The sequence below is a fragment of the Flavobacterium sp. OHVDL-2026-0007 genome, assembly GCF_059882335.1.
This window is the reverse complement of record NZ_CM187612.1, coordinates 222361-235519: the sequence shown is the minus strand read 5'-3', so window position 1 is coordinate 235519 and position 13159 is coordinate 222361. Positions and strand designations below refer to the sequence as shown.

General features: G+C 35.4%; 7 protein-coding genes. All 7 read right to left on the bottom strand.

Annotated elements, in window-relative coordinates; all coding sequences use genetic code 11:
- Positions 1 to 6: 6 nt before the first annotated feature.
- The 7 genes from AC51AA_RS01020 to pta all read right to left on the bottom strand — a co-directional run bounded on the left by AC51AA_RS01020 (position 7) and on the right by pta (position 13125).
- Positions 7 to 708 (bottom strand): carboxylesterase family protein, encoded by a 702-nt coding sequence (locus AC51AA_RS01020; RefSeq protein WP_500703887.1) that lies wholly within the window; start codon positions 706 to 708, stop codon positions 7 to 9.
- 13 nt (positions 709 to 721) lie between these two features.
- Entirely contained in the window at positions 722 to 2092 is a 1371-nt protein-coding gene (locus AC51AA_RS01015; protein WP_500703886.1) for a glucoamylase family protein, read from the bottom strand.
- Between the two features lie 73 nt (positions 2093 to 2165).
- Positions 2166 to 3641, bottom strand: coding sequence for a RagB/SusD family nutrient uptake outer membrane protein (locus AC51AA_RS01010; protein WP_500703885.1), 1476 nt, complete (start codon positions 3639 to 3641; stop codon positions 2166 to 2168).
- Between the two features lie 4 nt (positions 3642 to 3645).
- The gene (locus tag AC51AA_RS01005) at positions 3646 to 6675 is read right to left on the bottom strand and encodes a SusC/RagA family TonB-linked outer membrane protein (RefSeq protein WP_500703884.1); all 3030 of its coding nucleotides are present in this window, start codon (positions 6673 to 6675) and stop codon (positions 3646 to 3648) included.
- A 244-nt stretch (positions 6676 to 6919) separates the two neighbouring features.
- Positions 6920 to 9664, bottom strand: coding sequence for a helix-turn-helix and ligand-binding sensor domain-containing protein (locus AC51AA_RS01000; RefSeq protein ID WP_500703883.1), 2745 nt, complete (start codon positions 9662 to 9664; stop codon positions 6920 to 6922).
- 98 nt (positions 9665 to 9762) lie between these two features.
- Positions 9763 to 10947, bottom strand: coding sequence for an acetate/propionate family kinase (locus tag AC51AA_RS00995; protein WP_500703882.1), 1185 nt, complete (start codon positions 10945 to 10947; stop codon positions 9763 to 9765).
- Between the two features lie 84 nt (positions 10948 to 11031).
- Positions 11032 to 13125, bottom strand: a complete 2094-nt coding sequence (gene pta, locus AC51AA_RS00990) for a phosphate acetyltransferase (protein ID WP_500703881.1) — start codon at positions 13123 to 13125, stop codon at positions 11032 to 11034.
- Positions 13126 to 13159: the final 34 nt, after the last annotated feature.

Genomic DNA, 13159 nt, shown 5'->3' with positions numbered 1-13159 from the left:
AAAATTTTATTTGTTCGTATTCTTTTTTGTCTGTTTCAACATCCAGTGGTAAATTTCTTGGTTGTCATATACTCTTGACCAACTATCGTGGCCTGCATCATCAAAAATGGTCAATTCAGCATTATGGGCATCGCATTTTTGTAATGCCTTGTAAATGCTTATCGCGTAATCCACTTTAACCACATCATCTAATAATCCGTGAAAGATTCTCGTTGGAATCTTCGCAATCTTGCAGCTGCTTTCTAACGGTATCAAATCAACAAAACCTGCAATAGGCACTATGGCCGCAAAGGTGTCAGGATGGCTAAGGGCTAAATTCCATGCCGCCCACCCCCCTGAGCTCAAACCTGTCACATATATTCGGTTGGCATCTATAGGGTTCTCTTTTTGAATTTTTAAAATCAATTCATAAATGGATTCGATATTCCAATTTTCATCTTCTTTACATTGTGGTGCTAAAACATAAGCATCTAACTCATGTGTTTTAAGATATTTTAAAGGCCCATGAATTTTTACTTTTTCAAGATCAGTTCCTTTTTCACCGTCCCCCGAAATAAAAACTATTAATGCTTTTTTCTCTTGGCTATTGGCTGGTTTGTGTAAGACATAACCCAACTCATATTTAGTGACCACTACCGTTTTGATTTTTCCGGTGGTTTGAGTCTGTCCAAAACCCCATACAGAAAATAAAAAAACTAGTATTGCCATTTTGCCCTTCATCTTAAATTCCATACTTCCCAGATTTGAAACCAAGTTTCACTAAACCTTGTTTTACTTCTGGAGCATTCATAAACAATTTCCACAATAAACCAGTGCGATAATTTTCAATCATCACCACTTCCGGTCCCTGATCGATTGCCAAATACCGTTTTGCTACCCAATTATTTTGTAAACTAACTGCATCATAAAAACCAGCTTCTCCCCAAGTTTCTTTATTATAGTTGTCATATAAATTCCTGATCACGGCCATTGATTCTTTTGGAGTATAAACAATTGAGCTTATTGCTCCAGTTGGAGATATAACACCAACATCATTAGTTGGAAAGTGCGCATTATATCCTATTGATCCATCAGGGTTTCTAGAATAAGACGCGGTTAATCCCCAATAATCAGGTCCATAACCACTAAATTTATTAGGGTTTTCTATACAATACTCATAATCTATCTTAACTTGATTTACATTCAAATCCCAATAGTTAGCATATTTATCTGTTAATTGATTTGGATCAAGTCCTACATAAGAATAGTGTGCCCAAAACAATGGTCCACCAAATTCCTCAGCTCCATTGTGTTTTAGCAGTAACGGAATATTGTATTTTGTTTTAGTCGAAACAATTCCACCACTTCTCGCCCAGCCTTCATGGTACACTTTGGGGTCAATGCTGTGTGTTGGTGAAGATGCAGCCATTATATACGTAATGAGACATTCGTTATAACCTTCCAAAGGGAAATTCATTTGCCAGTCATAAGAAGGTGACCAATGCCAATACAACACATTTTTATTATTGGTATACCACTGCCAATCAACTCCTTTCCAAAGTGCATCATATTTTTGAGCTACCGCTTTTTCATTTCCAGAGCCCTCTTTTAGGTATTCACGAACTGTAATCATTCCTGCAACCAAAAATGAAGTTTCAACTAAATCTCCACCATTATCCTTGGTTCCAAAAGGTTTTACCTTTCCTGTATTTCCGTCGATCCAATGTGACCATGCTCCATGAAAACGATCTGCTTTGCCTAAAAAATCTGCAATTTTATTTAATCTTTCAACTCCCTGTTCTTTGGTAATGTATCCTTGAGACATTCCTGAAACGATTGCCATTAATCCAAAACCGGAACCTCCTGTTGTAACAATGTTAGCATCATTTTCAGGATAAATTCCATCTGGATGATAACGTTCTCTGGCTAAACCTGAATTGGGTTCAGCATAATCCCAAAAGTATTTAAAGGTCTGTTTTTGAACAGTTGCTAAAAGTTCCTCATCTGATAATTTTGAAGCAGCTGATACTGTACTTTCTTTATTTGTATCTCCTGTATGTGAGCCACAACTTAAAAAAGCAAATGATAGAAGTATAAATGAAATTCTAACCATTATAAAAAAATTAATAAAAATTAATAAAAAATCACCTCCTTCTTTTTGAAGGAAGTGATTTTAGAATTATAAATTAATATCCAGGGTTTTGTTCAGATAAACCATTGGCTTGTAAAAGGAATGATGCCGGAATTGGGAATAATTCATTTTTACCTTCTGTAAATGTTCTTCCGTTAGGGAAAAATTCACTTTTATCAGCAGCAAAAGCAGCTTTGGCCTGTCCTGTTCGAACTAAATCAAAGAATCTATCAAATTCAAAAGCTAATTCGACTCTTCTCTCCTTCCAGATGGCAGTTCTAACTGCCCCTTGAGATGTTGCAGGAGTATCTCCTAATCCAGCTCTTTGCCTGATTTGATTTAATAAAGGAATTGCCTCAGAAGTTTGGTTCAACTCGTTTAGTGCTTCAGCTTTCATCAACACTACTTCACCATATCTCAAGTATTTAATGTTAGCATCCGTTTCCCAACCATCCGTAAATGAAGAAGAATACGCTTTGAAGTTATACATTGGATTTTCTACTGTTTCAGGAACAACTCTACCATCATATAAAGTTGAGTTTCTAAAAATAATAGTAGCATTTTTTCTAAGATCTCCAGACTCATAAGCATTTAATAAACTTTGTGATGGTGTATTGAAACCCCATCCCCATCCTCCGGCACCACGAGCACCTTGAGTGTTTGAATACCCTTGAATTCCTCTTGCTGGCACAGTACCATATCCGTTAATTTCGAATATAGATTCCATATCATTTTCACCCTCTAATCTAAACATTTTAGCATAGCTAGGGTTTAATGAATATCCTGTAATTAAATTACAATTGTCTACAACTTGTTGCCATTTCTTTTGATACAAACTAACCTTAGCTAACAAAGCATAAGCAGCACCTTTCGAAACTCTTGCTTTCTCATCTCCAGAATAAGCCGCTCTGCTTGGTAAAACGGTAATTGCCTCTGCTAAATCTTTTTCAATAAAAGCATAAACTTCAGCAACAGGTTTACGAGTAAGTAACATTTTTTTATCCTCTTCAGAAGTAGGACTTTGTAAGCGATCTACAATAGGAACACCACCGTAGCATTTTACCAAAGTAAAATACATAAAAGCTCTTAAAAACTTAGCCTCTCCCATTAATCTTTCTCTTAAAGTAGCATCTACTTTATCTAATTTAGGGATAATCTCTAAAGCTTGATTACATCTGTTTATACCATCATACTGAGCAATAAAAGTACTTTCAGCAGATGGATTAGATGAATTATAAGTTAAAGCATCCAAAACATCTTTATCCGTTCCTGTATCTCCTGGTGATGAACCTTTATCAGCGTCATCAGTAGTAATACTCGCTAACCCAATCCAACCAAATGAACTCATATCCCAGTCAAGGAACTTGCTATAAATTGCCGTAACAAATGTTTTTGCTCCACTGTCACTATTGTATAATTCAACGTCTGTTGTAGGGATAGCTTGTGTTGGATTAACATCTAAAAAGTCGTCTGCGCAGCCCGTAAAAAACAATGCCGACAGAGCAAACATTGATATATATATCTTTTTCATAATATTAAAATTTTAAATTAGCACCTATAACGAAAGATCTTAAAGTAGGATAAGCATCAAGCTCGATTCCTTGAGTTCCGTATGGATCACCATTTCCGTTTAATTCTGGAGAAAAACCAGAGAATTTTTGAGTAATAAATGGGTTAATTGCATTTACATATAATCTACAAGACTCAATAAAAGTACCTGAAACTGGAAGTTTATATCCAAAAGTTATGTTATTGATTCTGAAGAAATCACCTGATTCTAAATAATAGGTAGAAGCAACTGGTACTTCATTAAATGGGGCAGGATTTGAGGCTGTTGTATTAGAAGCTGTCCAATAATTATTTGTTAATGATGCTTCAATATTTTCACCTGTAAAACGCTGCGCTTTTTTACCATTGTACACCTTAGCTCCACCAGTACCATATCCATCAACAGATAAATCAAAGTTTTTATAGTTTACTCCTAATGTCACACCATAATTACTTTTTGGCAAAATTGAACCAGCGTATTTTCGATCTTTATTAGCATCTAATGCCCCTTGAGTTACTTTTGCTCCCGCTTCATTATAGTATAGCATTTTTCCATTTGCAGGATCAATGCCAGCATATTCATATAAATAAAAGCTACCTAATGGCTGACCAACAGAAGTTTTATCTAGTATTTTAGTGTTTTGACCATTTCCTAAATTCCCTCCTATGATAGGCGAAATATCAAAATCTTTTAAACTAGAAAGCTCATTTTTATTGTGAGAGAAATTCCCACCAACCCAGTAGCTTAGGTTTTCTGAAATTTTATCATCCCAACGCAAAGCAATTTCGTAACCCTTATTGGAAACTTCACCAACGTGTGCAGGAGTGGCAATGGTCATTCCTGAAGGCATATACGGTTTTGTATTTAAAATTACATTACTAGTGTTTTTATCATAAACATCAAATGACCCTTTTAATCTGCTATTTAAAAATTCAAAATCAACACCCGCAGAAGCTTCTTCTGTAATCTCCCAAGATAAGCTTGGATCAATTTGAGAGTTTATTGTAGTACCAGGATACAAAATTGAACCTCCTAAATAACTATCTAGTCCTGAAGCGTAAGCCTGGCTGTTTAATGGGACATTTTGATTTCCTAATTTACCCCAAGAACCTCTTAATTTAATAAGATCAACTCCCTTAATATCTGACAAGAAACTTTCTTTAGTCATAATCCAACCTATACCAAAAGAAGGAAAAGTTCCCCAACGGTAATCTTTGGCAAAATTTGAAGATCCATCACGTCTGACAGTACCCGTTATTAAGTATCTGTCCATCAATTTATATTGAAAACGACCAAAATAAGAGGCTAATTTACTTTCGTTATAAGTTACATCATATAAACTAGTTATGTCACCTACATATTCTACACCATGTGAATCTTTAGCATTATACAAAGACCAGTAGTTCGAATTTGGGCTTACATTTTTTCTGGCAATGGTTAAGGCTTCTCGTGGCCCTTTTACAGAAGTCTCCATACCAGCAGTTAATTCAAGATCATGAATAGTTCCAAAAACTTTATTGTAAGTAAAGTAGTTCGATAAGTTCCAATTAAAGTATTGTTCTCTACCTCTTGTTAATAAATTTACAGGATCAGATTTATGAGTATCTACATAATCAGCAGCCGTTTTATTTGGATTAGCTGCCATCCAGATTCCTTGTTTATCCTCGTAATTGTATTGTTTCCAAGAGTAATATTCTCCGTTAAATTGCGAAGTAAACTTCAATCCTTTAATAATTTCATAATCCAGTTTTAAACCACCTTGTAGTGTAATACTTCTTTGTTGTTCATTATAAAAGTCTAATTGAGCAACAGGATTTCCAACATTGTTAAAAGAAGAACCTATTTGATTAGCGACACCGTTTCCATCTACACGAGAAACGCCATATTGTCCATCAGCAAAACGAACAGGTACTAATGGAGATTGTTTGTAGGCATTTGTAAAGGCACCTAATGGTTTAGGAGCTGAATTAGCTGACGTAAAACTAAAGTTTTGGTTTAAGGTCAATTTTTTAGAAATTTTATATTCGTTATTATTTCTAAAACTAGTACGGCTATAATTTAAGCCATTCAAAATTGCTTTTTCTTCATAATTTCCAGCACTAAAAAAGTACTTTATATTTTCTGAAGCTCCAGAAACAGATACATTGTTTTGTGTATAAGATCCAGTTCTTGTAATTGCATCAAACCAATCAGTATTATAGGGTTGATTTGCAGCAAAAGTGTTTTTTCCTAACGCTGCGTTAGAATAAGCAGCATATTGACTACTATTAGCCATTTTCATCTTTTTAAGAGGCTCTCTAACACCGGCAAAACTTTCAATTTCTACAGATACTTTATCACCTTTACCTTTTTTAGTGGTAATAATGATAACTCCATTTGCAGCCCTTGTACCGTAAATTGCTAATGATGAGGCGTCTTTTAAGATTTCATACGAAGTAATATCATTTGTATTGATATTGTTGATATTCTCAGTAGGCATTCCGTCAACGATATACAAGGGATTTCTACCCCCTAGTGCAGTCCCTAAACCTCTAATGACTACCGAAGGAGTACTTCCTGGTAAATCAGATGAGATAACCTGAACACCAGCAGCTTTACCCTGAATAGCCTGAGAGGCGTTTAATACTTTTGTTTTTGTAATTTCTTCTGCTTTAATAGAAGTAATTGCAGAAGTATTATCAACTTTCTTTCTGGTACCGTACCCAATTACCACAACATCTTTTAGAACTGTATCCTCGGCTTCTTTTAAGGTTATAGTCATAGCACCCGAAGTGGCTGCCACAGAAACAGCCTCAAAACCCAACATAGAGATTTTTAAAATCTCACCCTCTTTGGCGTTAATTGCAAAGTTCCCGTCGAAATCAGTATCAGCAGTAGTTCTAGAATCTGAAGCGCTCACAATTGCTCCAGGAATTCCCATTCCTTTACTGTCTACTACTTTTCCTTTAATTGCTTGTCCAGACATATAAGCTGGAAGTAGCAAAAGCGCTAAAAAGCTAAAAATAAAATTTTTCATACAGTTTATAATCGTTTAAGTTAGTTGAGCCAAATTAAACAATTACAACGTTGTAGTACATCAAATACCACTACTACATAGATACATCATTATGTTAAAAACACATCATAAAACCATGACAAACAACGATTTAAATGTTAATTATTTTTATTTAACATATCGTTATGATGTAGTAATGATGTAATGCAATTACATAATGAAACTGGTAAAAAAATAGAATATCTATAAAAAAGAAGTAAAAATATTATATACTTAGTAAAAATTTTGAGAGGTTTTCCTCCTGAGAGAGGTTCAGCTTCTTTCTTAGGCGATAACGGTGAAGTTCTACCCCCCTAAAAGAGATATTCATTAACGGAGCAATTTCCTTAGAAGACAAGTTCATTTTTAGGTAAACGCAGAGTTTAATATCCTTCGGAGTCAAGCTTGTAAATTTCTTAGAAAGGTTAATAATAAACTCATTGTGAATTTGATTCAAGTTAGTCTCGAAAATTTCCCATTCGTGTTTGTTCACCTCATTGATCTTAATGGCCTTTTTAATTTCACTTTTCAATTTATTGAAATCCTTTTCTGACTCTAAGATTCTTTGAATGTTTTCAATCATTTCGCTTTGTTTGGCAATGGATAATGATTTCCCAGCTACTTCGGACGATTTGGTTTGCAATTCAAGTTCTAGAATATGTTTCTCATATTCCTGAACATTCAATTCATTCTCGGCCTTTAATTCCATTTCCAGAATTTCACGCTGATGTTTTAATTCTTCTGCCTGCAGTTTTAATTTTTGCACATAACGAAATTTGTTCCATTTATAATAGAAAAACAACACTGCTCCTACTATTAACAAATACAACAAAATCATCCAGAATGAAAAATACCAAGGTTGAGCTACTTTAAACTCAAAATCAGAAACCTTTTCATAGTTAGCACCATCATGTTTAAACACAGTAATGCTATGATGACCACTACTCAAATTATTTAGTACAATTAGTCCATCTGTAATGGGAATAAAATCTTTACCCTTATTTAGGCTATAAAATAAATTAGGCTTACTGGCTCCAAAAATCCCAGATATCACGTTGATTTTTAGCTCGGTATTGAATTTTATTTTTGACTCATTGAGAACTAAATTTTCATCATTATAGGCTTCTATTTTAATATTTGAATTTTGTTTGTTTTCGTATTTCAGATGAAGAGAAATAAAGCCATCATCAAGATTCAATAAATAATGATCTTGCGTTTTAAAAATTCGCAGATTATCGTTGATCAATTTCCCCTTATAGTATTTTTCTTGAATGATGTTCCATACAAATTTATTTCCCTCTGCATAGATATGGTACAATACTCCATGCTGCAGCACCACAAAATGATCTTCATCAATGGCGACTATATCGCTAATGTTTTTAAAGTTAGTATTGAACAATTCATTGGCTTCCAATTTATTGGTAATTGAATTATAGGTGTACCACGAATTGTTGATCAGAAAAAGAATATCGCTTCTGAATTCAAAGATTTTAATTCCAAAATCGTTCTTTATTTTACTTTGTTGGGTAATGTTCTCTACTTTTTTAGTCGTATAGTCATCATTGTACAAAACCCGATACAATCCTCGATAATTGTCTGCAGCCCAAATTTCATTTTTCTTATTCTGAGCTACATATTTTATGGGTTTGGAAAGATCCTGAATCTTTATATACTTTGCTAAATTTGAAACATCATCATAGACTAAAACACCACTATAGGTCGATTGGAAATAAGTATTGTTGATGCTGCTTTTGGATAAATTCCAACCGCCACTAATACCGTTAATTTTAACCAAAGCCCCATTATCATAAGAAAAGGTTCCATCGTTATGTCCAATGATATACTCCTTGCCAATTTTGGTAATATTCCAGGCTTGACCCTGTGTATTGGGCAGCATTTTAAACTTACCCGAATCAAATTCAAAAACACCATGGTTGGAAGCAATCAGATAGCCCTCTTTTATCGTGGCCACGGAATAAACAGAACCCAAAACTCCCGAATTGTCATAGAAAAAAGAGATCGGGGAATTCACTTCCACATGGGCAATACCATTGTCTAAACCAAGCCATAAATCATCTTCCTTATCCAAACCAATATTCAAAATAGAATTGTTCATCAACACATTATTACGATCGATGTTTTTGTAGGTATTGGCCTTAAAATCATAGATAAAAACACCTCGGTTTCCCGTCCCAACCACTAACTTATTGTTTTTGATGAACTTCGCCACATTAATGGTTGCTGATTTCAAAATTTCATTTAAGGGATGGTCCCAAGCTTTCAGACCGTCTTTTTCAACTATGAAAATGCCTTTTTTTTGCGTGAAAATGTATTCTTTATTTTGATAGGTCTCTATAGCATGAACCACACACTTTTGTAAAGCTCCCCAGCCTTTTGGATTGGCGATTCTTTCGCCATCCATTTTAAACACTCCTTTTTCAACCGATGCCACATAAAGATTTTTACCTACGGCAAAACAGTAGGAAATTAGAAAGGGGAATTTAATTTTTTTAATCTGTTTCCCATTGTAAATAAAAACATCGTTAAACGATTGAAAATAGATTGCACCGTTGAATCTGAAAATTTTCCAGATCTCTTCATTGTCTCTTTCATCGAATAAACGCAATTTTTTGGTAATCGAAACGTAGTGCATTTTACCCCCTTTTCGATACCAATAACCAAATTCTTTATAGGAACCCGAATAAATTTTATCCCCTTCAATCATAATCGAACGAATAATGGTTTTATTGGGCAGGGTGTATTTCTCCCAGACCACACCATCGTATCGCAACAAATAATGATTATTGGCAAAATACATCGCATTATCCTTTCCTTGGGCTACACTCCAAATTTGATTGTCCCCTTGATAATTTGATTTATTATAATTTTCAACGAATGGAAGTAATTCTTGCGCTTGAATTTGAAAAGCTATGAAAAAGAAGAAAAGTAGTTTTGGTAGTATAGATTTCAAAATGGTCGGTTTTATACCCAAAGATAAGGACAAATATTTAATCCTAAAGCATAAAAAAACTCCTCGATGGAGGAGTCTTTTAGTACAAAATATAGTTCTTAATTTTCAAGCAACTGATAAACCTGATGGGCAATTTCGTATTCTTCGTCCGTTGGGACGACCAAAATTTTTGTTTTGGAATTTGGCGTGTTAATTTCTCTAATGGCTTTAGAACGAATCTGATTCGCTTCTTGATCCAATTCAATCCCAAAGTAATCCATATCGGTACAAACCAAATTTCGTATATAAGAAGAGTTTTCTCCTATTCCAGCGGTAAACACAATCGCGTCCAACCCATTTAAAGCAGCGGCATAGGAACCAATATACTTTTTAATACGATAGGCATTCATCACCAAAGCCAACTGACATTCTTTATTTCCTTTTTCGGCTTCTCCTTCGATATCCCGTAAATCACTATACCCTGTAAGTCCCAACATTCCACTTTGCTTTAACAATATGGCGTTTGCTTCGTCTATCGTATACCCTAAACTCTTCACCATATAAAAAACCACCGATTGATCGATATCTCCTGCACGAGTTCCCATAATCAAACCATTTGCTGGTGAAAACCCCATGGTCGTATCGATGCATTTTCCGTCTTTAATGGCGGCCATACTGCAGCCGTTTCCTAAATGAATGGTAATGATTTTTCCTTTAGCGCTTAAAAAAGCCCTAGCTTTTTCTGAAACATATTTATGAGAGGTACCATGAAAGCCATAAACACGCACTTTATTCTCTGTTAAGAGGTAATTAGGAATAGCATACTTATACGCTACCTCTGGCATACTTTGATGAAAGGCAGTGTCAAAAACAGCAATTTGCTCCGCACCGCTAAAGATCTCTTCAGCCACATTGATACCTTCTAAATTCGCTGGATTGTGTAAAGGTGCTAGTTCAAATAGTGATTTAATTTTTAATTTTACTTTTTCATCGATCTTGACCGTATCGCTGAAATCATTTCCTCCATGAACGACACGATGCCCTACGGCTGTAATTTCTGAGGTGGATTTAATAACTCCTTTTTCCGGATCCAAAAGCATTTGAGCTACTTTTTGCAATCCAACTTTATGTGTGGGAATAGGCAACATTTCCTCCCTCGAGACCGTTGCCGTTTTAAAGCTAATATTAGAGGTTTCCAAACCAATTCGATCAATCATACCCGAACAAATTACTTCGTTGGATGGCATTACGGTTAATTGGTATTTAATGGAGGAACTTCCTGAATTTATAATTAATATTTTCATATCTGTTTTATCTTTTTTTCAATGCCCAGAAGAAGCTGACAGTACTGCTGTAGTTACAACTTTCACTTCAAAGCTTATTCTATTCTACAATCCTTGTGCTTGAATGGCCGTTATCACTACTGTATTGATGATATCATCTACTGTACAACCACGACTTAAATCGTTTACTGGTTTATTCAAACCTTGTAACATCGGACCAATTGCCAAAGCTCCAGTTTCTCTCTGAACCGCTTTGTAGGTATTATTTCCTGTATTTAAATCTGGAAAAATAAGTACACTAGCCTGCCCTGCTACTTCAGAATCCGGCATCTTACTTTTTCCCACATTTCGATCCACTGCCGCATCGTATTGGATCGGGCCTTCTATTTTTAAATCGGGGCGTTTTTGTTTTACAATTTCGGTGGCCGCTCTTACCTTATCCACTTCATCCCCTTTTCCTGAGGCTCCAGAAGAGTAAGAAAGCATGGCGATCTTAGGTTCTATTCCGAAAGCGGAACTTGATTCCGCAGATGAAATCGCTATTTCAGCCAATTGCTCTGCTGTTGGATTGGGATTAATGGCACAATCTCCAAAAACCGAAACACGATCTTCTAAACACATAAAAAACACTGAGGAAACCACACTTGAGTTGGGTTTGGTTTTAATGAATTGTAAGGCTGGTAAAATGGTATGTTGAGTCGTATGGGCAGCACCAGAAACCATACCGTCTGCATGTCCTTTATACACCATCATGGTACCAAAGTACGATACATCCTCCATCAAATCTTTGGCCATCGTAATGGTTACATTCTTGGCTTTACGAAGTTCGTAGTAGGTATTGGCATAATCCTCATAATTTTCAGATTCTTTTGGATTAATGATATTCACTTTTGAGAAATCCAAGACAATCCCTAATTCAGCGATCTTATTTTCAATTTGCTTTTTATCTCCTAGAATCGAAATATCCACCACGTCCATCGCTAAAAGCCTTGAAGCGGCTATAATGATTCTTTCGTCGTTCCCCTCTGGTAAAACGATATGTTTGCGATGCTGTTTTGCCCTTTTCACCATATTGTATTGAAACATTTTAGGCGTCATGCCTTCTGCTACAAAAGTGATCAATCGCTCCGACAAAGTTTCCACTTCGACATACTTTTCAAAAGTATTGATCGAGGTTTCAATTTTGTTGGTATTGTTGGCATAGATTTTTGATTTTATAGATCCAATCTTATTGGTAATCCCATACGTACCACCATCCACTGCTATAATGGGAACAATGGACGATAGTCCTTCAATAAGTTTTAAAATACTTTCCTCAGGCACAATGTTCCCCGTGAGTATAATTCCTGACACCGTCGGATAATTGGCCGATTCATTGGCCTGCAAAGCACCTAAAATAATATCCGAACGATCTCCTGGGGTAATCACCAAAGCATTCTCGTGCAAATGCACCAAATAATTATGAAGCTGCATGGCTCCCACACTAAAATGCCCGATTTCATTGTTCAAATAAGCACCACCAAACAATACTTTGGCATCAAGCTCGTGAACAATTTCTTGCATCGTTGGGTTGTTTAAACTCGAAATCAACGGAATGGCGTTGACCAACACACTCGCGGGTAAACTTTTTTGCAAGCCTTTGGTTACCAAGTCTATATTCTCTATCTGAACTTTATTGGCTATAACGGCTAAAACCTCTACTTCTTTTACTTTAAAAGAATCGTACACCAAATACAGACTGTCTACCAATTCATCTAGGGTTTTCCCTACTCCTGAACCGATGATAATGCTAGGGATTCCAAGATTTTTAGCAATTAAAACATTCAGATCCAATTCGATTGATGTGCCTTCTCCTGTAAAACTTGTCCCTTCCACTAAGACAAAATCAAAACGCTCTTCTAGACGTTTGTACTTTTCAATAATTAAATCGAGAACCTCCCCTATTTTCCCATTATTTTTCTTCTTGATCAATTTGCTTTTGGTAATGGCAAAGGCATCTTCAAATGGAATATCAAGATTAAAATGCGAAATCACGGTCTCAATATGATTGTCTAATTCACCCTCCACAAAATCCTCTACTATGGGCCTAAAATACCCTACTTTGGCTGTTTTACCAATCAAGATACTCATTAGTCCAAGTGTGACAATTGACTTTCCGCTATTCTGATCACTGGTGGCTATATATATTGCTTTACTCATAATTTATATATTGAATCTTAACAAATGTACTGTA